This window comes from Halomonas sp. BLK-85, from assembly GCF_044792155.1.
Lineage (GTDB): Bacteria > Pseudomonadota > Gammaproteobacteria > Pseudomonadales > Halomonadaceae > Vreelandella.
The window spans coordinates 2,810,290-2,832,856 of record NZ_CP087731.1; the positions used below are offsets into that span (position 1 = coordinate 2,810,290).

Annotated in this window: 38 protein-coding genes and 1 riboswitch; of the genes, 9 read left to right on the top strand and 29 right to left on the bottom strand. The window is 56.7% G+C overall.

Annotated elements, in window-relative coordinates; all coding sequences use genetic code 11:
- The gene (locus tag LL947_RS12745) at positions 1-825 is read right to left on the bottom strand and encodes an SDR family NAD(P)-dependent oxidoreductase (RefSeq protein WP_404414404.1); all 825 of its coding nucleotides are present in this window, start codon (positions 823-825) and stop codon (positions 1-3) included.
- Between the two features lie 231 nt (positions 826-1,056).
- Here LL947_RS12745 and LL947_RS12750 point away from each other — a divergent pair, with 231 nt between their 5' ends.
- The 5 genes from LL947_RS12750 (at position 1,057) to LL947_RS12770 (ending at position 4,814) form a co-directional block, all read left to right on the top strand.
- Complete coding sequence (locus LL947_RS12750) at positions 1,057-1,206, top strand: hypothetical protein (RefSeq protein ID WP_171701723.1); 150 nt, start codon at positions 1,057-1,059, stop codon at positions 1,204-1,206.
- Positions 1,203-1,937 carry a metal ABC transporter ATP-binding protein gene (locus tag LL947_RS12755; protein WP_499833418.1) on the top strand — a complete coding sequence of 245 codons (735 nt, stop codon included), beginning with the start codon at positions 1,203-1,205 and terminating at the stop codon, positions 1,935-1,937. Before LL947_RS12750 ends, LL947_RS12755 begins: the two co-directional genes overlap by 4 nt.
- Positions 1,921-2,811, top strand: coding sequence for a metal ABC transporter permease (locus tag LL947_RS12760; protein WP_290824177.1), 891 nt, complete (start codon positions 1,921-1,923; stop codon positions 2,809-2,811). Before LL947_RS12755 ends, LL947_RS12760 begins: the two co-directional genes overlap by 17 nt.
- 35 nt (positions 2,812-2,846) lie before the next feature.
- Positions 2,847-3,998, top strand: coding sequence for a metal ABC transporter solute-binding protein, Zn/Mn family (locus LL947_RS12765; RefSeq protein ID WP_499833419.1), 1,152 nt, complete (start codon positions 2,847-2,849; stop codon positions 3,996-3,998).
- A 135-nt stretch (positions 3,999-4,133) separates the two neighbouring features.
- Positions 4,134-4,814: a cupin domain-containing protein gene (locus tag LL947_RS12770; protein WP_499833420.1), complete on the top strand. Its 681-nt coding sequence runs from the start codon at positions 4,134-4,136 to the stop codon at positions 4,812-4,814.
- Here the strand turns inward: LL947_RS12770 and LL947_RS12775 are convergent.
- On the bottom strand, positions 4,795-5,160 hold the full coding sequence (locus tag LL947_RS12775; RefSeq protein ID WP_499833421.1) for a DUF6164 family protein: 366 nt from the start codon (positions 5,158-5,160) through the stop codon (positions 4,795-4,797). The two genes, LL947_RS12770 and LL947_RS12775, sit on opposite strands and share 20 nt — an antisense overlap.
- A 2-nt stretch (positions 5,161-5,162) precedes the next feature.
- Positions 5,163-5,696, bottom strand: a complete 534-nt coding sequence (gene gloA, locus LL947_RS12780) for a lactoylglutathione lyase (protein ID WP_404414414.1) — start codon at positions 5,694-5,696, stop codon at positions 5,163-5,165.
- Positions 5,697-5,837: 141 nt separating this feature from the next.
- On the opposite strand from gloA, the gene LL947_RS12785 reads away from it, so the two are divergent.
- From LL947_RS12785 to thiE, 4 genes are all read left to right on the top strand, one after another.
- Positions 5,838-6,212: a DUF2237 family protein gene (locus LL947_RS12785; protein WP_290822987.1), complete on the top strand. Its 375-nt coding sequence runs from the start codon at positions 5,838-5,840 to the stop codon at positions 6,210-6,212.
- 105 nt (positions 6,213-6,317) lie between these two features.
- Positions 6,318-6,662 carry a hypothetical protein gene (locus LL947_RS12790; RefSeq protein ID WP_499833422.1) on the top strand — a complete coding sequence of 115 codons (345 nt, stop codon included), beginning with the start codon at positions 6,318-6,320 and terminating at the stop codon, positions 6,660-6,662.
- 43 nt (positions 6,663-6,705) lie between these two features.
- A riboswitch (TPP riboswitch) is annotated at positions 6,706-6,833 on the top strand.
- A gap of 29 nt (positions 6,834-6,862) precedes the next feature.
- The gene (gene thiM / locus LL947_RS12795; RefSeq protein WP_290822985.1) at positions 6,863-7,672 is read left to right on the top strand and encodes a hydroxyethylthiazole kinase; all 810 of its coding nucleotides are present in this window, start codon (positions 6,863-6,865) and stop codon (positions 7,670-7,672) included.
- Entirely contained in the window at positions 7,662-8,288 is a 627-nt protein-coding gene (gene thiE / locus LL947_RS12800; protein WP_404414417.1) for a thiamine phosphate synthase, read from the top strand. Before thiM ends, thiE begins: the two co-directional genes overlap by 11 nt.
- Here thiE and LL947_RS12805 read toward each other — a convergent pair.
- The 26 genes from LL947_RS12805 to rplB all read right to left on the bottom strand — a co-directional run bounded on the left by LL947_RS12805 (position 8,266) and on the right by rplB (position 22,551).
- Positions 8,266-9,138: a DMT family transporter gene (locus LL947_RS12805; RefSeq protein ID WP_404414419.1), complete on the bottom strand. Its 873-nt coding sequence runs from the start codon at positions 9,136-9,138 to the stop codon at positions 8,266-8,268. The genes thiE and LL947_RS12805 overlap by 23 nt on opposite strands.
- A gap of 75 nt (positions 9,139-9,213) precedes the next feature.
- A complete protein-coding gene (locus tag LL947_RS12810; protein ID WP_499833423.1) occupies positions 9,214-10,521 on the bottom strand; it encodes a serine hydrolase in 1,308 nt (435 codons plus the stop codon).
- Positions 10,522-10,745: 224 nt separating this feature from the next.
- Positions 10,746-11,132, bottom strand: a complete 387-nt coding sequence (rplQ, locus tag LL947_RS12815) for a 50S ribosomal protein L17 (RefSeq protein ID WP_290822981.1) — start codon at positions 11,130-11,132, stop codon at positions 10,746-10,748.
- Between the two features lie 39 nt (positions 11,133-11,171).
- A complete protein-coding gene (locus LL947_RS12820) occupies positions 11,172-12,167 on the bottom strand; it encodes a DNA-directed RNA polymerase subunit alpha (protein ID WP_100820751.1) in 996 nt (331 codons plus the stop codon).
- Between the two features lie 117 nt (positions 12,168-12,284).
- Positions 12,285-12,905 (bottom strand): 30S ribosomal protein S4, encoded by a 621-nt coding sequence (gene rpsD, locus LL947_RS12825; protein WP_290822980.1) that lies wholly within the window; start codon positions 12,903-12,905, stop codon positions 12,285-12,287.
- 12 nt (positions 12,906-12,917) lie between these two features.
- Positions 12,918-13,304: a 30S ribosomal protein S11 gene (gene rpsK, locus LL947_RS12830; RefSeq protein ID WP_290822979.1), complete on the bottom strand. Its 387-nt coding sequence runs from the start codon at positions 13,302-13,304 to the stop codon at positions 12,918-12,920.
- 39 nt (positions 13,305-13,343) lie between these two features.
- Positions 13,344-13,700 (bottom strand): 30S ribosomal protein S13, encoded by a 357-nt coding sequence (rpsM, locus tag LL947_RS12835; RefSeq protein WP_290822978.1) that lies wholly within the window; start codon positions 13,698-13,700, stop codon positions 13,344-13,346.
- Between the two features lie 141 nt (positions 13,701-13,841).
- A complete protein-coding gene (gene rpmJ, locus LL947_RS12840) occupies positions 13,842-13,955 on the bottom strand; it encodes a 50S ribosomal protein L36 (protein WP_008959154.1) in 114 nt (37 codons plus the stop codon).
- A 91-nt stretch (positions 13,956-14,046) separates the two neighbouring features.
- Entirely contained in the window at positions 14,047-15,378 is a 1,332-nt protein-coding gene (gene secY, locus LL947_RS12845) for a preprotein translocase subunit SecY (RefSeq protein ID WP_404414425.1), read from the bottom strand.
- Positions 15,379-15,813, bottom strand: coding sequence for a 50S ribosomal protein L15 (gene rplO / locus LL947_RS12850; RefSeq protein ID WP_499833424.1), 435 nt, complete (start codon positions 15,811-15,813; stop codon positions 15,379-15,381).
- A gap of 3 nt (positions 15,814-15,816) precedes the next feature.
- A complete protein-coding gene (gene rpmD / locus LL947_RS12855; protein WP_171701708.1) occupies positions 15,817-15,999 on the bottom strand; it encodes a 50S ribosomal protein L30 in 183 nt (60 codons plus the stop codon).
- Positions 16,000-16,004: 5 nt separating this feature from the next.
- Positions 16,005-16,505: a 30S ribosomal protein S5 gene (gene rpsE, locus LL947_RS12860; RefSeq protein WP_171701707.1), complete on the bottom strand. Its 501-nt coding sequence runs from the start codon at positions 16,503-16,505 to the stop codon at positions 16,005-16,007.
- Between the two features lie 11 nt (positions 16,506-16,516).
- Complete coding sequence (rplR, locus tag LL947_RS12865; RefSeq protein ID WP_404414429.1) at positions 16,517-16,867, bottom strand: 50S ribosomal protein L18; 351 nt, start codon at positions 16,865-16,867, stop codon at positions 16,517-16,519.
- Positions 16,868-16,876: 9 nt separating this feature from the next.
- Entirely contained in the window at positions 16,877-17,407 is a 531-nt protein-coding gene (gene rplF / locus LL947_RS12870) for a 50S ribosomal protein L6 (RefSeq protein WP_290822974.1), read from the bottom strand.
- 9 nt (positions 17,408-17,416) lie between these two features.
- Complete coding sequence (gene rpsH, locus LL947_RS12875) at positions 17,417-17,809, bottom strand: 30S ribosomal protein S8 (RefSeq protein WP_404414431.1); 393 nt, start codon at positions 17,807-17,809, stop codon at positions 17,417-17,419.
- Between the two features lie 33 nt (positions 17,810-17,842).
- Complete coding sequence (gene rpsN / locus LL947_RS12880; protein ID WP_100820741.1) at positions 17,843-18,148, bottom strand: 30S ribosomal protein S14; 306 nt, start codon at positions 18,146-18,148, stop codon at positions 17,843-17,845.
- Positions 18,149-18,158: 10 nt separating this feature from the next.
- Positions 18,159-18,698: a 50S ribosomal protein L5 gene (gene rplE, locus LL947_RS12885; protein ID WP_290822972.1), complete on the bottom strand. Its 540-nt coding sequence runs from the start codon at positions 18,696-18,698 to the stop codon at positions 18,159-18,161.
- Positions 18,699-18,716: 18 nt separating this feature from the next.
- A complete protein-coding gene (gene rplX, locus LL947_RS12890; protein WP_171701705.1) occupies positions 18,717-19,031 on the bottom strand; it encodes a 50S ribosomal protein L24 in 315 nt (104 codons plus the stop codon).
- A gap of 14 nt (positions 19,032-19,045) precedes the next feature.
- The gene (gene rplN, locus LL947_RS12895) at positions 19,046-19,417 is read right to left on the bottom strand and encodes a 50S ribosomal protein L14 (protein WP_100820738.1); all 372 of its coding nucleotides are present in this window, start codon (positions 19,415-19,417) and stop codon (positions 19,046-19,048) included.
- A 51-nt stretch (positions 19,418-19,468) separates the two neighbouring features.
- Positions 19,469-19,729 carry a 30S ribosomal protein S17 gene (gene rpsQ / locus LL947_RS12900; RefSeq protein ID WP_290822971.1) on the bottom strand — a complete coding sequence of 87 codons (261 nt, stop codon included), beginning with the start codon at positions 19,727-19,729 and terminating at the stop codon, positions 19,469-19,471.
- Position 19,730: 1 nt separating this feature from the next.
- Positions 19,731-19,922 (bottom strand): 50S ribosomal protein L29, encoded by a 192-nt coding sequence (rpmC, locus tag LL947_RS12905; protein WP_016915779.1) that lies wholly within the window; start codon positions 19,920-19,922, stop codon positions 19,731-19,733.
- Positions 19,922-20,335 (bottom strand): 50S ribosomal protein L16, encoded by a 414-nt coding sequence (gene rplP / locus LL947_RS12910; RefSeq protein ID WP_290822970.1) that lies wholly within the window; start codon positions 20,333-20,335, stop codon positions 19,922-19,924. Before rplP ends, rpmC begins: the two co-directional genes overlap by 1 nt.
- Before the next feature lie 15 nt (positions 20,336-20,350).
- On the bottom strand, positions 20,351-21,052 hold the full coding sequence (rpsC, locus tag LL947_RS12915; RefSeq protein ID WP_171701702.1) for a 30S ribosomal protein S3: 702 nt from the start codon (positions 21,050-21,052) through the stop codon (positions 20,351-20,353).
- Positions 21,053-21,063: 11 nt separating this feature from the next.
- Complete coding sequence (gene rplV, locus LL947_RS12920; protein ID WP_010626471.1) at positions 21,064-21,396, bottom strand: 50S ribosomal protein L22; 333 nt, start codon at positions 21,394-21,396, stop codon at positions 21,064-21,066.
- An 18-nt stretch (positions 21,397-21,414) separates the two neighbouring features.
- Positions 21,415-21,690, bottom strand: a complete 276-nt coding sequence (gene rpsS / locus LL947_RS12925; RefSeq protein WP_100820735.1) for a 30S ribosomal protein S19 — start codon at positions 21,688-21,690, stop codon at positions 21,415-21,417.
- A gap of 33 nt (positions 21,691-21,723) precedes the next feature.
- Entirely contained in the window at positions 21,724-22,551 is an 828-nt protein-coding gene (gene rplB, locus LL947_RS12930) for a 50S ribosomal protein L2 (RefSeq protein WP_290822969.1), read from the bottom strand.
- Positions 22,552-22,567 lie beyond the last annotated feature (16 nt).

Genomic DNA, 22,567 nt, shown 5'->3' on the forward strand with positions numbered 1-22,567 from the left:
TTAAAGCGAGGATTGAAGATGCCCGCCATCCACCACCAGGGTGGCGCCGGTCATGTAGTCGGAAAGCCCTGAGGCAAGAAACAATAAGGGGCCCGCCAGGTCTTGTGGCTGACCAAGACGACGTTGTGGAATCCTTCGAATCATTGCCTGACCGGTTTCGGTAGCAAAGAAGTCGCGATTCAGATCTGTCTCGACGTATCCCGGTGCCAGTGCATTGACCCGAATACTGTAACGAGCCCACTCAAGCGCCAGCGCCCGAGTGAGTTGCTCGAGGCCTGCCTTGGCGGCTGTGTATGCAGCTACCTGACCAGCCACACGGTGACCGAGAATGGAGGAGATCATGATAATGCTGCCCGGCCGCTCAATTGCCGACAGCCTGCGGGCTGCCTCGCTGGCGACCAACCAGGATCCGGTCAGATTGGTGTCAATGACCTGACGCCAACTAGCCGTATTAAGATCAAGTGCTTTCGAGGTCGTCGCCACGCCCGCGTTGGACACCACGATGTCTGGCACCCCGATATCGTCCCCGATGGCGTCAAATGCAGCGATCACGCTGGACTCATCGGTCACATCCATGGGCACTGCATGTACCCGACCGGCGTGTTCGGGGAAGCTTTCCTGCAGAGCCTTGAGCGCGTCGAGACGACGTCCGCTCACCACCAGAGTGGCACCCGCATCCAGCAGGCAACGGCTGAATTCCCTGCCCAGACCGCCGGCGGCACCGGTCACGAGCGCTATTCGGCCTTCCATACTCAGCGCGCCGGGTGAAACGTGAGAGGCTTGGCGAGATTCGCCGGGCAGCCCTTGATCAGGATCATGTGTCATTGTTGTTGTATCCGCGTTTTTGTTGTGTTCGCGTTGATGCTTAAAAAATAGAACGAGCGCTCGAAATATTCAAGGAATTTCGACAATTTCTAACAAAGAGGTTGCGCCCACCATTGCCTATGCGCCTGCAGGGCGTACAATCCGATGTTTTTGGCACATGATTCGAAACGCCAAAACGTTATGTTATAACTTATTTTATGCTATCGTAATTGCCTGTTAAGAGGATGCCTGATGAGTGAGCACTCACATCGACATAACCGCGAGGGGCCTTGTCATTTTTCCCTGATGTCGCTGTCGGCGGTGAAACGCCTGGCATTGGTGGCGCTGCCGTTGGCGGTGCTGTGGCTGCTGGTTGTCTGGGCAGGTGGCTGGGCATCATGAGCCATAAGACACCCTCCCGCCTGATACTCCACGACCTGCACCTGGCCCAGGCGCGGCGCAGCGTGCTGGCGCATGTTTCCGGTGAGTTTAAAGCCGGGGCAATTACCGCCTTGATTGGTGCCAATGGCGCCGGTAAAAGTACGCTGATTCAAGCCATTATGGGCGAGCTCAGCCCCATAAGCGGCGAGGTGGTATGTGCCATACCGCCGGAGCGGCGGGCCTGGCTGCCCCAGCAACTGGTGCTGGACCTGACCTTTCCAATGAGCGTGGAAGAGCTGGTGATGACCGGCAGCTGGCCAAGCCATGGGGCGCTGAAGGGCTATTGCGCGGCGCACTATCGCAAGGGTCGCGACATCATGGCGCGCCTGGGTATTTCGCATCTGGCCCATCGCCCTTTGGGCGAGCTTTCCGGCGGCCAGCGCCAGCGCGCTCTGATTGGCCGCACCCTGATGCAGGAGGCGGAGCTTCTGCTGCTGGATGAGCCCTTTGCCAACGTGGATAGCGAAACCGTGAGCGTGCTGGTGCCTATTCTGCGCCAGATGGCCGATGACGGCATGACGCTGATTGTGGTGCTGCACGATATGGATCATTTGCAGCGCCTGGCAGATGAGGTGCTCTTGCTGGAAGGTGGCCACGCTTACTGGATGCTGCCTGGCGAGCTGGTGTCGGCGCACAGGCCGGTCAACCCCTTGCCGTTCACGTCTGGAGGGCATTATGTGGGAACTGCTTGATAGCTGGCTGATCGCGCCCTTTGATTATGGCTTTATGCGCCGCGCCGTGGTGGCGGGGTTGGCGCTCTCGCTGGCGGCGCCCACCCTGGGGGTTTTTCTGGTGTTGCGGGGCATGAGCCTGATAGGCGATGCCATGGCGCATGCCATTCTGCCGGGCGTGGCCCTGGGCTTTCTGCTGGCGGGGTTTTCGCTGCCGGTGATGAGCATCAGCGGGATTATCTTCGGAGTTTTTGTGGCGCTGCTGGCCGGGGCGGTCTCCAAGATGGGCGGGCAGCGTGAGGATGCGGCCATGGCGAGCTTTTTTATTATCTCGCTGGCGGCAGGCGTCATGCTGATTTCACTGGGTGGCAGCAGCGTTGATCTTACCCATGTGCTGTTTGGCTCGATCCTGGCGATCAACTCCACGGCCCTGCTGTTGATTGCCAGCATCAGCACCCTGATTGTGCTGATACTGGCGGTGATTTTCCGCGCCCTGGTGGTCGAGTGTCTGGACCCGCTGTTCCTGCGCGGCCAGGGGCGGCGCAACCAGTGGATTCACAGTATTTTCCTGGGTTTGCTGGTGCTCAACCTGACGGCGGGCTTTCAGACCCTGGGCACCCTGATGGCGGTGGGGCTGATGATGCTGCCGGCCACCTCGGCGCGCTTCTGGAGCAAGCGGCTGGAAGGCCTGATCGGCATTGCCATTGTGCTGGCGATGCTGGCCAGCACTGGCGGCCTGCTGCTGTCGTTCCATTTTGATCTGCCGTCCGGGCCGAGCATTATTCTGCTGGCGGGCACAGGCTATCTTTTATCTGCCTTGTTCGGGCGCTACCACAGCCTGGCTGCCCGCTTGAGGCGCAAGACGACCCCGATTGAAACACAATCGTTAACCTAACGCTGCCTGGCAGCGGTTGCTTTACAGGAGTCAAGATGATGCCCTCTTCTTTATCACGCTGGTTAGTGGGTGCGGGCACCCTGCTCGCGCTGCCTGCTGCCATGGCGGCGGAACGTGTCAATGTGGTCACCAGCTTTTCGATTCTGGCGGATATGGTCGAAAACGTCGGCGGTGAGCATGTGGAAGTGACGTCTCTGGTCGGTGCCGATGGGGATGCCCATGTCTTCTCTCCCAGCCCTGGCGATGCGCGCTCTTTGGCGCAGGCGGATCTGGTGGTGTTCAACGGCTTGCTGTTTGAAGGCTGGATGGAACGCCTGATTGATGCCAGTGATTATAGTGGGCCCCTGGTAACCGCAACCCAGGGCGTTGATGCGCGTGCTTTCACTCCTCAGGCAGAGGATGAGCACTCGGAACATGATGAGCATAAGCATGACGACCATGGGCATGACGACCATGGACATGACGACCATGGGCACGACGACCATGGGCACGACGACCATGGGCATCACGATCATGAAGGCCATGCCCACGGCAATGAAGACCCTCACGCCTGGCAGGATATGCAGCAGGCCCAGGTTTATGTGGCCAATATCCGCGATGGGCTGATTGAAGCCGATAGCGACAATGCCGACACTTACCGTGCCAATGCTGAGCGCTACCTGGAAGAAATGGCCGAAGTGGATAGTGAGATGCGCGACCTGCTGAGCGAGATTCCGGCATCGACCACGATTATTACCGGGCATGATTCGTTTGGGTATTTTGCCAACGCCTATGGGTTGCGCTTTCTCTCACCGGTCGGGCTTTCTACCGAGGCGGACCCCAGCGCTGCCAGCATTGCCGATCTGGTGGATGTGATTGAGGATCAGGATGTGCAGGCGCTGTTCCACGAGAACATGACCAATCAGTCGATCATTACCCAGCTGGCCGAGGAAACCGGCCTGCCGATTGCAGGCACCCTGTATGCAGATGCGCTGGCCAGCGAGGGTGAGGCGAGCACCTACCTGGGAATGATGCGCCATAATGCCGAGGTGCTGAATGCTGCACTGGCGCAGCCGGGCCATGATGATCACCACGCCAGCAACCATGACGACCATGACGACCATGACGACCATGACGACCATGACGACCATGACGACCATGACGACCATGACGACCATGACGACCATGACGACCAGCATGATCATTGACCGTGAGACAGACATAACAATGTAAACGATTGGATACCGCCCTCGGGCGGTATTTTTTTGGATTGCATTTCACGCAAGAGACGCCGAAACTTGTTTCCCGAACCCTGCCATTCCCCGATTGCAAGAGCTCAAGCCATGCGTGTAAACGCCGATTTTAATGACTTTGCCTGTATCACACCGGAACGCTATCAATGGGTCACGTCCCCCAGTGCGGGTGTGGAACGGATGATGCTGGACCGCATTGGTGACGAGGTGGCCCGCGCCACCAGCCTGGTTCGCTACGCGCCTAACACCCAGTTCAGCCGCCATACTCACGGCGGCGGCGAAGAAATACTGGTGCTTGAAGGCGTTTTTGCTGATGAGCATGGCCGCTACCCGGCGGGCAGTTACCTACGCAACCCTGTGGGTACGGGGCACACGCCGCGAATTGGCGATGAAGGCGCCCTGATCCTGGTCAAACTGCACCAGTTCGACCCTGACGACATCCTCCAGCTGGCCGTGCCGGCCCACCGCCTGCCCTGGCAGCCTGACCGTCGTGCAGGCATCACCTACAAGATGCTGCATACCTATGGCGGTGAACGGGTCAGCCTGGAGCGCTGGGAGGCAAACACACAGGTGACTTATCCGCCGCTGGGTGGCGGCCTTGAGCTGTTTGTGCTGCAAGGTTCGCTGATCAGTGATGGCAATGAGTACATACAAGGCAGCTGGTGCCGTTTCCCCTGCGGTGCTGCCCCACAGCTTGAAGCTGGCAGTGAAGGTGTGCAGCTATATCTTAAACGTGGCCACCTGGCGGTTGTTAACGCGCCAGACCAATAAACGGCAGCAGCGTCAGCAGCACGATCAGCGCCACCCCCAGGATCACCAGGGTGAACTGGACGGGATGCTGTAGCAGGCGTTGCCAGAAGCTGGATACCTCGCCTCTGGCCAACGCCTCTGCGTGTTCGCGGCGGGCCTTTTCCAGGCGGCTTGTCTGATAGTCCTTGAGCACAGCTTCTGCGGCTTCTTTCTGGCGTCTGTCGCGCAGCCAGATGGCGTCTACCCCCAGACGGAAAAACCCCGCCTGGGTCTCATAGGTATCAAAGCCGTGTTCTTCCAGCAGCTGGCGAACTTCCATGGCTTCTTCATCGGTCACATGGCGCAACCGGAACAGCAGATGTGCCATGCTCAGTCGCCCTTGTTGGCCATGCGGTCTGGCTGTATCACTTCGATCCAGTAACCATCTGCATCCTTGACGAAGATCACGTCCTGCATCTTGCCCTGGTCAGCGCGTTTGACGAAGGTGACATCGTGTTCGTCAAACCAGGCCTGGGCGGCTTCAAGGTTCGGCACGCAAAAGCAGATGTGCCCAAAGCCCTGCGGTTCGGCGTTGCCATCATGGTAGGCAAAATCCGGCTGATCTTCCGTGCCCCAGTTGTGCGTCAATTCCAGCAGGCCTTTCTGGCTGAAGGTCCAGGCCGTGCGGGCTGAAGTATCGTCCGGCACCTCGTCCCCGTCTTCCAGGTTGGCCAGGAAGTAGAGAGAAAACTGCATCTCTTCAAAATCCAGCCGGCGCATGACCTGCATACCGAACACTCGGGAATAGAATGCCAGGGCACGTTCTGGGTCCTTGATGCGTAGCATTGTATGGTTAAGACGAAAGCCCCTGGTTTCTTCAGGCGTTGGCGCCACGCCAGGATGATGCTCACCGCTGAAAGCCATGTCAGACTATCCTTTTAGGCTTATACATGAAGTTGCTCATGTAATATATAAAATATATTTTCATAGACGTATCTTTGCAGTATGCAGGCAATACACTGAAACACGCAACGGGCGAGCCAGCCCCCTTTTGGAGTCGATTCGATGTCACGTGACCGTAACGTATTGGGCGAACCGCTGACCCCTTGCTGCCATGACCCGGTTACCGGGTTTTACCGCGATGGCTTTTGCCGTGTCGGCCCTAATGACCATGGCGTGCATGCCGTGTGTGCCATGGTGACTGAGGAGTTTCTGGCCTTCTCACGCGCGCAGGGCAACGATCTGGTGACCCCTCACCCGGAGTTTGGCTTCCCTGGCCTCAATCCTGGCGATCGCTGGTGCCTGTGTGCCAGTCGCTGGAAGGAAGCAGCCGTAGTGGGCCTGGCTCCTCCGGTTATTTTATCTGCCACCCATGAAAAAGCCTTGGATGTTATCCCCCTGATTCAACTGCAACAACACGCCCTGGATGCGGTTCGTTAGTGAATTTAACGCCGGGATGGCTGGCAAAGATTGACGATTGCTCTACACTGATTTATCAAAAGCTGTACAAAATATTTTACGCAGTTCCGTCTGCAGGAGTTCATCATGACGAGTATCGATTACCAGATAGGCGACCGCCTAAGCTATCGCCAACTGGCACATGCGCTACATAATGGCTTTTCACCCATCGTTGAGGTGGAATCCATGGACGGCATCTATACCGTCCGTTTCCACCACGCCAATGGTGTATCAGAACTGAGTGACAACGAGGGTCGTGTTGTGTCGTTTCTGGGCACTGGTGAAATCCGCGACAAACTGGGTCAACTCGGTCTAGAGCATGGTGTGCTGACGTTTGCTGACCAGTGCGGTGATGAAATGATCGGGGTTCCCGGCCGTGCCATGTCGCCGGATGAAATGCTGACCTATGGAACACGCATCGCTTTTAAATGAAGAATTCGCCAGCCTAGCGATGTTCAGTTAGACTTTTGCCTTGAAGTAACGACAGGGGCGCTTGAACGGTCACCTTGGCCTGACGACCAAGATAAGACAGCTTCAAGCTGAGACGCACCCTCACTACCTGATCCGGATAATACCGGCGTAGGGAGTCGTGGGGGCGAATGCTCCCACTGCCTCCCGCCCGGGAGGAATGTATGACAACAGCGCACCTGGGCCAACACCTGGCCTGCCTCCATCAAACTCCCCCCTTAACGCATTGCATCACTAACTATGTGGCGATGAATAGCAGCGCTAACATCCTGCTGGCCCTGGGAGCGTCACCGGCTATGCTGCATGCTGAGCAGGAAGTGGCTGAGTTTGTAAAACTTTCTTCAGCGCTTTCAGTGAACATTGGCACAATTTCCGCTCCCTGGGCCACTGGTATTCAGCTAGCTGCCCGCACGGCTCAGGCGTCTGGTACGCCCTGGGTGCTGGACCCCGTTGCCGTCGGCGCCACCGCCTACCGCCAGCAACTTTGCGCTGAGCTGCTCGCCTTCAGGCCCACTGTGATACGCGGCAATGCCTCTGAAATTCTCAGTCTTAATGGCGTTGCCAACCCGGGACGCGGCGCCGATAGCACGGCGAGTTCAGACGATGCCTACACGGCTGCTCTCCAGTTGGCCAGGCAACAGGGCTGCATTGTGGGCGTCAGCGGTGAGACGGATATCATCACCGATGGGCAGCGATCATTACGCCTGTATGGCGGCCACTCCCTGATGCCCAGAGTCACTACCCTGGGCTGCGGGCTGAGTGCTGCGGTAGCAGCGTTTGTAGGCGCTAACCCATCATCGCCGTGGATGGCGACTGCCGCCGCCTTTGGCTGTTTTGCTCTGGCCGGCGAGCGAGCAGGCCAGAGGGCCAAGGGCCCAGGGAGCTTTACCCCTGCTTTTCTGGATGCCCTTTATCAGCTGACCCCTCAGGATCTGGACACCTGTTTGAAAATGGAGCCAATGAATGTCGCTTGATCTCTCACTGTATCTGGTAACGGATGCAGGCTTATGCACTGAAAAAGGCCTTGAACGTACCGTCGAAGAAGCGGTAACCGGAGGGGTAAGCATTGTCCAGTTGCGCGACAAGCAGGCCAGCGATGTGGCCATGATCGAGCAGGCCAGGCGGTTGAAAAGCCTGTTGGCAGGAACCGGTGTTCCACTGATCATCAATGACCGCCTTGAGGTGGCGATTGCCAGCCAGGCGGATGGCCTGCATGTCGGGCAAACCGATGCCACCATCGAGCAGGCGCGTCAGGCCCTGGGAAAAGAGGCGATTATTGGCCTATCCGTCAACACCTTGACACAACTTTCCAGAGCGCCGGCCAGCCTGCTGGATTATTTCGGTTTTGGCCCTGTGTTTGCCACCCCCAGCAAAGGGGATCACGAGCCGCCTATCGGCTTTGATGGCCTGGCCGCATTGGTCTCGGCAAGCCCGCTGCCGGGGGTTGCCATTGGCGGGCTGAAGACCGCGCATATACGCGCTGCCAAGCGCAGTGGTGCTGCCGGTGTTGCGGTCATTTCGGCTATCTGTGGGCAAACCTCACCTCGCGACAGTGCCCAACATCTGGCTAGGCAGTGGGCCGACGCTTGAGGCTGGTGCGGCGGTCGTGGTGGGCAATCGCCAGGCCGCTGCCTATGATCAAGACGCTACCCACCAGTACCCAGATATCCGGGAGTTCGCCCCAGAACCACCAGCCCAGCAGAACGGCCCACAGCATGGCCGTGTAATCAAAGGGGGCGGCAATGGCTGCCGGGGCGTGACGAAAGGCCTGGGTAATAAACGCCGTGGCGCCAACGCCTAAAACACCTGACAGCAGAAATCCGGGCCAGTGCCATGGATAAGGCGTTTGCCATACCCAGGGGAGCGTTAGCGCTGTCAGCAGCATGGGAATCAGTGTCATATAGAACACCATGGCCCAGAGGTGCTCGCGGCCGTAGCGGCGCGCGGTCACCATCATCAGCGCATAGCAGACCGCCGCCGCTATCATCACCAGCGAGCCCAGCTGGAAGGCTTCACCCCCCGGGCGTACGACAATCAACACGCCCATAAAACCGACCAATGACGCCACCAATACGGGCAGTTCGATACGCTCCCCGAGCAGGGGAACTGACAGCAGAGTGACAAACATGGGCGCCACAAAGGCAATCGCCGTCGCTTCTGCCAGCGGAAGCATGGTCAGCCCCCAGACAAAAAAGCCCATGGTGCCGGTATAGATCACGCCACGCACCAGATGTACCTTCGGCCGGCGGGTTTGCAGCTTGCGCAGGCCTCCCCCGAAATGCGCCAGAAGCGCAATCAGCGGCAAGGAAACCAGGGTACGGAAAAACACAATCTGCAAGGGTGAGTGCACTTCTCCCAGCCATTTCGACACAGCGTCGCCCAGGGCAAGACACAGCACCCCGGCACACATGAACATGATGCCTTTGAAAGAAGTGGTCATATCAGGGCAGGTCTCGATGCATAAACAGAAAACCCCGCGAGGTTACCCAGGCGGGGCTACCGCTTCACGTTAACACTACAGGCTAGCGTTTACGACCATGCAATCCATGCCATGCGAGCGCAGTTGCAGACAGGCGTTTCGTGCCTGCTGTTCTTCAAGAGAAACGACACGGGCACGAAACAGACGGCGCTGGCCGGGCACCGGCTGCACGGCAACCTGACCGTTGACTTGAGTACCTAACTGCTGCGATGCCTGAGTGGCCAGTTGGCGCGCCAGCGCTTCTTCACTGAATGCACCGAGCTGTACACCCCAGCCCGCCTGACGCTGTGGGGGTGATACGGGCGGTGTGGTGATAGTATCCATGGCAACCGGTGCAGCGCCACCAGCGCCTTCACCTGCCCTGCCAGCACTGTCTGAAATGACAGCGCCGTTATCGACACTTGCATAGGCAGGCTGTGAATAGCGCTGTGGCACTGCATCAAACTGCATGTATTCACGCGAAAAATCAGCATTGGCCAACCAGCTGCTCTGGTCACGCAGGCTGGCACGCAGGAAACTGCGATCCAGCAGGTCAGACATATGCGCGTCACGTGACCGGGATGAAAAGCCTCCCATGACGATACCGACCAGGCGGCGATTACCCCGCGTCGCGGTAGTCGCTACATTAAATCCGGAGGCGCGGATAAAACCGGTTTTCAGGCCGTCTGCCCCAGGGTAATTGCGCACCAGGCGGTTATGGCTTTTGTGTGTCTTGCCATTGAAGTTGAACGATTGCAGCGCAAAATAGTGGTAATACTGTGGGAAGTCGTTCATCACCCGTACGGCAAGACGCACCATGTCACGGGCCGTGGTAACCTGACCGCTGTCGGGGAGGCCCGAGGCATTTTTAAATGTCGTGGCGGTCAGACCTAGCCCCCGGGCGCGTTCGGTCATCTGTCGCGCAAACATTCTCTCCGAGCCCCCTAGTGCTTCTGCCAGCACGGCAGCCACGTCATTGGCAGAACGAACCGACAAGGCGCGAATCGCCTGATCAACCGTAATAGTGCTGCCCGCAGGCAGCCACAGTTTGACGGCCGGCTTGGCCGCAGCGTAAGTCGATACGCTCAGCGGTTGATGCAGGGAAAGACGACCGCTCTCCAAGGCTTCAAAGGTCATGTAGAGTGTCATCATCTTGACCAGGGAGGCCGGGTAGCGTCGCTCATCAGGATTCTCAGCGTAGAGCACTTCGCCGTTATCCAGATCAACCACCATACCGGCATAACGCGGATTTGCCTGTGCGCCAGACGCCAGCAACAGCCCCCCCACCACAACAGCCAGCACGATAAACGCGCCAGGCCAGGTGGCACGACGATACTGAGTCCTAGAGCAATTGCCAGCCTGCATGATCAAGACCTCTGAGTTCCTTGGTGATAACAGCCTATCCGTTCAATGGTTGAGCGTAACGATGATAACGCCTATAGAGAATAGCGGTTTTTCAGCTTTCTGTATCTGTCATTGAGGCCCACCGACAATATAAATTACACACAAAAAAACCGGCCTGATAGTCTCTCGCATTATGCCAGAGATATCAGGCCGGTTTTACCGTCACCCTTGCGCCGAAACGGAAATTAATCTTCGGCGGCGACGTCTTCCACCATGGGGCGGTCTACAAGCTCGACGTAAGCCATTGGTGCGTTATCACCGGTGCGGAAACCACACTTGAGAATACGGATGTAGCCACCCGGACGCTCGGCATAACGCGGCCCTAGCTCGTTGAACAGTTTACCCACGGCTTCCTTGGAACGCGTGCGGGAGAACGCCAGACGGCGGTTGGCAACGCTATCCTGCTTGGCCAGAGTAATCAGCGGCTCAATGACGCGACGCAACTCTTTGGCTTTTGGCAGGGTTGTCTTGATAACTTCATGCTCGACCAGAGATACAGACATGTTCTTGAACATAGCCTGACGGTGCGAGCTGTTACGATTTAAATGACGACCACTCTTACGATGACGCATGGTTGTGATTCCTTACCAAACTGGGACTCAAGATGACGCTCACGCGGAGGCCTTGTCGTCCTTCAGGCTTGCTGGCGGCCAATTCTCCAACCGCATGCCAAGGGACAAGCCACGTGCTGCCAGAACATCCTTGATTTCATTCAGGGACTTCTTGCCAAGATTGGGTGTCTTCAGCAACTCAACTTCAGTGCGCTGAATCAGATCACCAATGTAATAGATATTCTCGGCTTTCAGGCAGTTCGCGCTGCGAACAGTCAACTCAAGATCGTCTACGGGGCGCAGTAGAATCGGATCAACGTGATCCTCTTCTTCTTCGACTTCCTGCTCTTTATCAGCTTCAAGGTCGACGAAGGCGGCCAACTGCTCTTGCAGGATGGTCGCACTGCGGCGGATAGCCTCTTCTGGATCCAGGGTGCCATCTGTTTCCAGATCGATAATCAGCTTATCGAGGTCAGTACGCTGCTCGACACGGGCTGCTTCAACGGCATAAGAAACACGACGCACAGGGCTGAAAGTAGCATCCAGCTGCAGGCGGCCGATCGCCCGTGATTCATCATCTGAACCACGTACGTCAGCTGGCTCGTAGCCGCGCCCCAGTGCCACTTTAAGCTGGATTTTCAGCTCGGCACCTTCGTTTACGTGCGCAATGACGTGATCCGGGTTGACGATTTCAACGCTGTGATCAAGTGCAATGTCGCCAGCAGTGACGACGGCAGGGCCCTGCTTGTTCAGCGAGAGCACCGCCTCGTCGCGGCTGTGCATCTTGATCGCAACATCTTTAAGGTTCAGAAGGATTTCGATGACATCCTCCTGCACTCCTTCGATGGCACTGTATTCATGCTCGACACCTGCGATTTCAGCCTCGACCACGGCAGCGCCGGGCATTGACGAAAGCAGAATGCGACGCAGTGCATTTCCAAGAGTGTGGCCAAAGCCGCGCTCGAACGGTTCGAGTACGATCTTGGCATGATGTGCGCTAATTTCTTCGACCTTGATGTCGCGGGGACGGAGAAACTCTGTCACTGAACGCTGCATAAAAACACCTTTCAGGCTGCCAAACGGGTTCTGAGCACTCTGGAAAGCCGATGGGACAATCCAGAATAACCGGGCGGGTCAGGCACCGCGCCCGGACATGAAGAAGCCAGTCAAGACTTACTTCGAGTACAGCTCGACGATCAGATTTTCGTTGATGTCAGCAGTCAGGTCACCGCGTTCAGGCAGAGCCTTGAAAGTGCCTTCCATCTTCTTGGCATCTGTTTCGATCCAGGACACATCGCCACGGTTGGCCGCCAGGGCCATGGCGCTTTGAATGCGAGCCTGATTCTTCGCCTTTTCGCGAACGGAAACAACGTCACCTGGCTTGACCTGATAGGACGCCACGTTGACGGTTTTGCCGTTCACAGCAATTGCCTTGTGGCTGACCAGCTGACGTGCTTCTGAGCGGGTCGAGCCAAAGCCCATGCGGTAGACGACGTTATCCAGTCGGGATTCGAGCAACTGCAACAATACTTCACCGGTGGCGCCTTTCAGGCGGGCGGCTTCTTTGTAGTAGTTACGGAACTGCTTTTCGAGTACGCCATACATACGACGTACTTTCTGCTTCTCGCGAAGCTGCAAGCCGTAGTCGGAAAGACGCTGACGACGCTGGCCGTGTACACCCGGAATCTGTTCGGATTTACACTTTTTCTCGAAGGGAGTCACACCACTCTTCAAAAAGAGGTCTGTGCCTTCACGACGAGACAGTTTGCACTTCGGTCCAATATAACGAGCCATGAATCTGTCTCCTTAAACGCGGCGTTTCTTAGGCGGACGGCAGCCATTATGGGGAATGGGCGTCGCGTCAGTGATGCTTTGCACGCGGAAGCCGGCGGCGTTGAGCGCGCGCACGGCGGATTCACGACCGGGACCTGGGCCTTTGACCAGCACGTCGACGTTTTTCACACCATACTCGGCTGCAGCAGTTGCTGCACGTTCGCTTGCTACTTGAGCAGCGAACGGGGTGCTCTTGCGAGAACCACGAAAACCCGAACCACCGGCAGTTGCCCATGACAGAGCATTGCCCTGGCGGTCTGTGATCGTCACGATCGTGTTGTTAAAAGAGGCATGGATATGCGCTACGGCGTCCACTACCTGCTTTTTAACCTTTTTACGGTTATTACGCGGGTTAGCCATGTTGATGTCTATTCCTGTCTTTACGCCAGAACGTGCGTGTTATTTGCGGATCGGCTTACGCGGGCCCTTACGGGTACGCGCGTTAGTCTTGGTCCGCTGACCACGCAGCGGAAGACTACGACGATGACGCAGACCACGGTAGCAACCCAGATCCATGAGACGCTTGATATTCAGCGTGACATCACGGCGTAGGTCGCCTTCTACGGTATACTTACCAACTTCAGAACGAACGGTATCCAGTTCTTCACTGGACAGGTCCTGAATCTTGGTAGTCGGTACGATACCGGCTGCAGCACAAATGTGCTCAGCACGGGTACGACCGATCCCGAAGATGTAGGTCAGCGAGATCGCCGCATGCTTGTTGTCCGGGATATTGACGCCTGCAATACGGGCCATCAGCTTACTCCGAAGTTTGAGCGGCTTGCTCGTTTGTTCATCTTTAAAAGGCGCAACAGAATACCTCTACCTGAGCAGAATTGCAAGTAATGCATCCAGCTCGGCAGCAGGCACCCTGACGCCAGCATGTTCAGCTCAGGATTAACCCTGACGCTGCTTGTGCCGAGGCTCCGAGCAAATAACGCGGACAGCGCCATTGCGACGGATGATCTTGCAGTTACGGCACATTTTCTTTACGGAAGCTCGAACTTTCATCGATCTTTCTCCAAAAACCGTCTCGCGGTGCGCCCTCGACAACGGTTGCCGAGGGGCTTCCCTCACGGGTATTAAAGCGTTGGACATCGCCTCAGCGCATGATGCCGCCGCTGCCGTAGCCTTTCAGGTTGGACTTCTTCATTACTGAATCGTACTGATTGGACATCAAGTGCGATTGCACCTGCGCCATGAAGTCCATGATAACCACCACGACAATCAACAGGGATGTACCGCCAAAGAAGAAGGGGACATTCCAGGCCACAATCAAAAACTGGGGCATCAGAGAAACTGCGGTGATGTACAGTGCACCGAACAAGGTCAGACGTGTCATGACCTTATCTATGTAGCGAGCAGTCTGCTCACCTGGACGTATACCCGGCAAAAAGGCACCTGACTTTTTAAGATTGTCAGCTACATCTTTGGGGTTGAAGACCAGCGCTGTGTAAAAGAAGCAGAAGAATACCACTGCCGCCGCGAAAAGCAAGATATATAGCGGTTGCCCCGGGCCTAGCGCCTGCGATGCGCGCTGTAGCCATTCCATGCCATCACCCGCCCCCATCCACTGACCGATCGATGCCGGAAACAGCAGGATACTGGAAGCAAAAATAGCCGGAATGACCCCGGCCATGTTGACCTTCAAAGGCAGATAGCTGCTTTGGCCTGCATACATCTTGTTTCCCACCTGACGACGTGGGTAATTCACCTTGAGGCGGCGTTGGCCGCGCTCGATGAACACCACGAACGCCACAGTGGCGATACCTAGTGCAGACAAAGCCAACAGCGGCAGTACATTCCAGGCGCCTTCATTACGGGCAAGCTCGAAAGCCTGGCCGATACCACCAGGAAGCCCGGCGACGATACCGGCAAAGATCAGCAGCGAAATACCATTGCCGATGCCTTTTTCGGTGATCTGCTCGCCCAGCCACATCATGAACACCGCCCCGGAAACAAAGGTTACCACGGCGGTGAAATAGAAGCTGAAGTCAGCGCTGTAGGCAATTCCCTGACTAGCCAGGCCCACCGACATACCGGTGGCCTGGATAAATGCCAGTACCACCGTACCGTAGCGGGTGTACTGGCTAATCTTGCGGCGGCCGGCTTCCCCTTCTTTCTTGAGCTGTTCAAGATGAGGGGAAACCGCAGACATTAGCTGCATGATGATCGACGCGGAAATGTAGGGCATGATACCCAGCGCGAGAACACTCATGCGCTCCAGTGCACCCCCCGAGAACATGTTGAACATGCCCAGGATGGTACCCTGTTGCTCCCTGAACAAGGCAGCAAGCTGGTCAGGATTGATACCGGGCACGGGAATGTGGGCACCGATACGGTAGACCACAATGGCGAGGAGCACGAAGCGCAGACGCGCCCATAGTTCACTCAGACCGCTGCCCATCGCCGGCATATTTCCTGACTTGGCCATTTAGTCCTCTACCTTTCCGCCGGCGGCTTCGATAGCAGCCCGCGCACCCTTGGTGCACTTGATGCCGCGAACGGTAACCGCCTTGTTGAGATCGCCTGACAGGATGATCTTCGCATGCAGCGTAGAATCCTTCAGCACGTTGGCATCTTTCAGAGTGTCCAGCGTGACGTCATCACCGGCTACTTTTGCCAGCTCGGCCACACGGACTTCTTCAGAAACCAGTGACTTGGCAGAGGTAAAGCCAAATTTTGGCAGACGACGCTGCAACGGCATCTGACCGCCTTCAAAACCTGGCTTGACGCTGCCGCCACTGCGTGATTTCTGGCCTTTGTGACCACGGCCGCCGGTCTTGCCCAGACCGGAGCCGATACCACGGCCAACACGCTTTTCAGCCTGCTTTGAGCCCGGTGCCGGGCTCAGAGTATTGAGTTTCATGGATTACTCTCCCTCAACGCGCACAAGGTAGGTTACCTTGTGGATCATGCCGCGTACGGCAGGGGTGTCTTCCAGTTCAACCGTATGCCCGATGCGACGCAGACCCAAGCCCATGATAGTGGCTTTGTGCTTGGGCAGAATGCCGATGGTGCTGCGGACCTGGGTAACCTTGATCGTTGCTGCCATGGTGTTCACCCCGTGATCGCTTCGACAGACAGGCCACGCTTGGCAGCCACGTCTTCCGGTGCCTGCATTGACGCGAGACCATTGACGGTAGCACGTACAACGTTGACCGGGTTGGTAGAACCGTAGCACTTGGCCAGTACATCATGGACGCCAGCCAGCTCAAGCACTGAGCGCATGGCACCGCCTGCGATGATACCGGTACCTTCGGAAGCCGGCTGCATGTAGACCTTGGAAGCACCGTGACGGGCTTTTACCGGGTACTGCAGCGTGTGGCCTGCAAGGTTAACCTTGACCATGTTGCGACGCGCTTGTTCCATCGCCTTTTGAATGGCAACCGGCACTTCACGTGCCTTACCACGACCAAAGCCGACACGACCTTTACCATCGCCTACAACGGTCAGAGCGGTAAAGCCGAAAATACGACCCCCCTTGACCACCTTGGCGACGCGGTTGACCTGCACGAGCTTTTCCTGCAGATCACCGTTTTGCTGTTCGTTCTTCGCCATCGTAAAACCCTTTAGAATTCCAGGCCGCCTTCACGTGCGGCGTCGGCCAGAGCCTTGACGCGACCGTGATAAACAAAGCCAGCACGATCGAAGGCCACCTGGGTGATGCCTGCTTCTTTTGCGCGTTCGGCAATCAGGGCGCCGACTTTCGTCGCGGCCTCTGTATTACCGGTTGCACCCTCGCGAAGCGCCTTGTCCAGCGTAGATGCACTGGCCAGCACTTTGCCACCATCCGGCGAGATAATCTGCGCATAGATGTGACGCGGAGTACGGTTGACGCACAGGCGGAACGCGCCTAGCTCGCGGATCTTGGCGCGAGCACGGCGGGCACGACGGAGACGAGATTCTTTCTTCGCGTTCATAACCCTGCCTTACTTCTTCTTGGCTTCTTTGCGACGCACCTGCTCGTCGGCGTACCGAACACCCTTGCCTTTATACGGCTCAGGGGGACGGAAGGCGCGGATTTCCGCGGCGCACTGACCGAGCTTCTGCTTGTCCGCGCTTTTCAGCACGATCACGGTGTTTTTCGGCGTTTCCGCTGAGACACCTTCAGGCAGTTGGTAGTCGACCGGGTGCGAGAAGCCCAGTGAAAGATTGAGCGTCTGGCCCTTTACCTGGGCACGATAACCGACGCCAACAATTTCGAGGGATTTTGTAAAGCCCTCGGATACGCCCGTGACCAGGTTCTGAACCAAGGCGCGGGTAGTACCGGCCATTGCCCAGCTTTTCGCCGATTCGCTCGGCGCGAAGGTCAGCTGGCCGTCTTCCTGTGCGATCACGACATCATCGTGAACCGGCATGGAAAGCGTACCTTGACCACCTTTGACAGTCACTGTGCCTGCGTCAAGCTTGATATCAACGCCGGCGGGCAGTTTAACCGGATATTTCGCTATGCGGGACATTCCAGCCTCCTAGAATACGGTGCAGATGACTTCGCCACCGACACCCGCCTGGCGCGCAGCACGATCGGTCATCACACCATTTGAGGTGGTGACAATCGCGATACCCAGACCATCGGCGACCTTGGGCAAGTTGTCCTTGCCCTTGTACTGGCGCAGAGACGGCTTGGAAACCCGCTGGATGTGGTCGATAACCGGCTTGCCCTCAAAATACTTGAGAGTCACGGTCAATTCGGGCTTGCTGCTCTCAGCCACTGAATAATCAGTGATATAGCCCTCTTCTTTCAGCACGCGGGCCACTTCCACTTTCAGGTTGGAGGACGGCATGGTTGCCGTCTCCTTGGTGGCCATCTGCGCATTGCGGATACGGGTAAACATATCCGCCAGAGTGTCTTGCATGCTCATTTAATGTGCGCTCCTGATGATTCTACGTGGCACTTACCAGCTGGACTTTTTAAGACCAGGGACGTCGCCACGCATGGCGGCTTCACGCAGCTTGTTACGGCCAAGGCCGAACTTGTTATAGAAACCGTGCGGACGGCCGGTAACGCGGCAGCGATTACGCTGACGTACCGGGCTTGAATCGCGCGGCAGTTGCTGCAGCTTGAGCTGCGCGTCGAAGCGCTCTTCGTCGGAAGCGTTAACGTCCTGGATGATTGCTTTGAGTTCAGCGCGCTTGGCAGCGTATTTGGCTACCAGGTTCGTGCGCTTGAGCTCACGCTCTACCATGCTTTTCTTTGCCATGATCCAACCCTTATTTTTTGAAGGGGAAGTTCAGCGCACGCAATAGTGCACGACCTTCCTCATCGGTGTTGGCGGTAGTGGTGATGGTGACATCCAACCCCCGGATACGATCGATCTTATCATATTCGATCTCCGGGAAGATGATCTGCTCACGCACACCCATCGAGTAATTGCCACGACCGTCAAAAGACTTCGGGTTCAGACCACGGAAGTCACGCACGCGTGGAATCGCGATGTTGACCAGACGGTTCAGGAAGTCCCACATACGCTCATTGCGCAGTGTAACCTTGACACCGATCGGCCAGCCTTCACGCACCTTGAAGCCCGCGATGGACTTGCGTGCCTTGGTCACCAGCGGTTTTTGACCGGAAAGCTTCTCCAGGTCGCCGATGGCATTATCGATCAGTTTTTTATCGCTGACCGCTTCGCCGATACCCATATTGAGGGTCACTTTCGTGATCCGGGGTACCTGCATTACGTTGGCATAGCTGAACTCTTCTTTCAGTTTAGCTACAACCTCGTTTTGATAACGTTCTTTCAAGTTCGCCATTTTGCTACCCGACTCACGTTAGGCGTCGATCTGCGTCTGCGTCGACTTGTAGATACGTACCTTGGTACCGTCTTCCTGGACTTGGAACCCGACGCGATCCGCCTTACCGGTCTCCGAATTGAAGATGGCTACGTTGGACGCGTGAATCGGAGCCTCACGCTCAACGATACCGCCCTGATTTCCCGCCATGGGATTTGGCTTGGTGTGACGCTTGATCATATTCACACCGGACACCACAAAGCGGTTTTCTAATACCCGCTTGACGGTGCCACGCTTGCCTTTATCCTTCCCGGCGATGACGATGACTTCATCGTCACGTTTGATCTTTTGCATATCCGCCTCGCTCCTTACAGCACTTCAGGCGCCAAGGAAATGATCTTCATGAACTTTTCATTACGAAGCTCACGAGTGACCGGCCCGAAAATACGGGTCCCGACCGGCTGTTCGTTGGTGTTATTCAACAGAACCGCCGCATTCCCGTCGAAACGGATCAGCGAACCGTCAGGACGACGGACGCCGCTCTTGGTACGGACGACAACCGCTTTCATGACCTGGCCTTTCTTGACCTTGCCACGCGGAATCGCCTCTTTTACTGATACTTTGATGACGTCACCAACGCGAGCGTAGCGGCGGTGTGAACCGCCTAACACCTTGATGCATTGCACCCGGCGCGCTCCGCTGTTGTCAGCGACATCCAGCATTGTCTGAGTCTGAATCATCGGTTTTCTCCAAACCTAATCTGACTGCACTGGTTGAACAGGCGCAGGCAATTAACCTTTAGCCTGCTCGACCACCTCAACGAGGGTCCAGGCTTTCTTCTTGGACAGCGGACGGCTCTCTTGGATAGAGACCGTGTCGCCAGCCTTCGCCTGATTCGACTCATCGTGGGCGTGCAACTTGGTGGAGCGCTTTACGTATTTTCCGTAGATCGGGTGACGCTCACGACGCTCGATCATTACAACGATGGATTTTTCCATCTTGTCACTCACCACTTTACCAGTGAGTGTACGGGCTTTCTTTTCTTCGGCCATCTCAGTCACCTGCCTTCTCGTTAAGCACAGTCTTCACGCGGGCGATATCCCGACGGACCTGCTTGAGCAGATGAGTCTGGCTCAGTTGGCCGGTGGCCTTCTGCATGCGCAGGTTAAACTGCTCGCGGAGGAGTTCGAGGAGCTGTTCCTGAAGCTCTCCGACTGACTTTTCACGAATTTCTTGGGCTTTCATCACATCACCGTCCGTTTCGCAAAGGTGGTGGATATGGGCATTTTCTGGGCGGCCAGCTCAAACGCTTCACGCGCGAGCTCTTCCGGCACACCTTCAATCTCGTATAGAACCCGACCCGGCTGGATCTGGGCTACCCAGTACTCGACTGAACCTTTACCTTTACCCATACGAACTTCGAGTGGTTTCTTGGAGATCGGCTTGTCAGGGAATACGCGGATCCAGATCTTGCCGCCACGCTTGACGTGACGTGTGATCGCACGACGGCCAGCTTCGATCTGGCGCGCAGTGATGCGGCCGCGACCGGTAGCCTTGAGGCCATACTCCCCGAAGCTAATCTTGCTTCCGCGCTCAGCCAGGCCGCGATTACGACCTTTCTGCACTTTGCGGAATTTTAAACGCTTGGGCTGTAACATCGACTCACTCTCCCCTTACTTGGAACCTTTCTTCTTGGGCGCGTTGCCGGCGGGCTGTTGCTTGGCCCTGGCACGTACTTCCTCGATACCGCCGAGGATTTCACCCTTGAAGATCCACACTTTGACGCCGATAACGCCGTAGGTGGTGTGAGCTTCGTAAGTGGCGTAGTCGATATCCGCACGCAACGTGTGCAGCGGAACGCGACCTTCGCGGTACCATTCAGTACGTGCGATTTCAGCACCACCCAAGCGGCCTGACAGCTGGATCTTGATACCGCCAGCACCGAGACGCATTGCGTTCTGTACCGCACGCTTCATAGCGCGACGGAACATCACACGGCGTTCGAGCTGACCGGCAACATTCGCCGCTACCAGTTTGGCATCCAGTTCCGGCTTGCGAACTTCTTCGATGTTCACATGGACCGGCACGCCCATCATCTCGCCGAGATCACGACGTAGACGATCAACGTCTTCACCTTTCTTGCCAATCACGATGCCCGGACGGGCAGTATGAATGGTAATACGGGCGTTGTTAGCTGGACGCTCGATATTAATGCGGCTCACGGAGGCGTTTTTCAGACGCTCTTCCAGGAAGCTACGCACTGCGAGATCATTATTGAGCTTATCGGCGTAAGCGCCGCGCTCGGCATACCAGACAGAAGCATGGTCTTTGACGATGCCCAGTCGAATGCCTGTTGGATTGACTTTCTGACCCATCTGGTCGACTCCTACTTCTCGGCTACCTTGACGGTGATGTGACAGGTGCGCTTCAAGATACGATCCGCACGCCCTTTGGCACGCGGCTTGATACGCTTGAGCGTCATGCCCTCATCGACGCAGATGGTCGATACACGCAGCTCGTCGATATCCATGCCGTTATTTTCTTCCGCGTTTGCAATGGCGGACTGCAGCACTTTCTTGACCAGTTTGGCAGCCTTCTTCGGTGAGAAGGTCAGCAGGTCGAGTGCCTCGGCGACCGGTTTACCGCGCACCTGGTCAGCCACCAAACGGGCCTTCTGGGCGGATAAACGAGCGCCACGCAACTTAGCTGTGACTTCCATCTCTCAATCCTCTCTGGCTTACCGTTTGGCTTTCTTGTCCGCTACGTGCCCACGGTAAGTGCGGGTGGCAGCGAATTCGCCTAGCTTGTGACCAACCATTTCCTCGGAGACATGCACCGGGACGTGTTGGCGACCGTTATGTACTGCAATGGTCAGACCTACCATGTTCGGTAGAATCATCGAACGACGCGACCAGGTCTTGATCGGTTTACGATCGTTCTTTTCCACTGCAACCTCGACCTTCTTCAAAAGATGAAGGTCAATAAAGGGACCTTTCTTTAGTGAACGTGGCACAGCCGTTACCTCTTAATTTCTTGGCAAGTTCAATCACCGGGCCTTGCGGCGACGGATGATCAGTTTGTCGGTGCGCTTGTTCTTACGCGTCTTATGACCCTTGGTCGGGACACCCCATGGCGTGACCGGATGACGGCCACCACTGGTGCGGCCTTCACCACCACCGTGCGGGTGGTCTACCGGGTTCATCGCAACACCGCGAACGGTGGGACGTACGCCTCTCCAGCGCTTCGCACCGGCCTTGCCAAGTTGACGCAGGCTGTGCTCAGAGTTGCTTACTTCACCCAGGGTCGCGCGGCACTCGGCCAACACTTTACGCATTTCGCCGGAGCGAAGGCGCAAGGTAGCGTAGTTACCTTCACGGGCCACCAACTGAGCGCTAGTACCGGCGCTGCGAGCAATCTGCGCACCTTTACCCGGCTTGAGTTCAATACCGTGGACGGTAGAACCCAGCGGAATGTTGCGCAGCGGCAAAGCATTGCCTTTCCTGATCGGCGCGTTAACACCTGATTCCAGCACGTCACCCGCGCTGACACCTTTCGGTGCAATGATGTAACGACGCTCGCCATCGGCATACTTCAGCAGTGCAATATGTGCACTACGGTTGGGATCGTGCTCCAGACGCTCAACGGTGGCCGGAATGCCATCCTTGGTGCGCTTGAAGTCGATCAGCCGATAGTGATGACGGTGACCACCGCCCACGTGGCGGGTAGTGATGCGACCGTAGTTATTACGACCACCGGACTTGGACTGCTTTTCCAAAAGCGGTGCGTAGGCACGGCCTTTGTAAAGCGTCTCGCCAACAATCTTAACGACGTGGCGACGACCGGCGGATGTGGGTTTGGTCTTGACGATTGCCATTATCCGTACTCCTGCC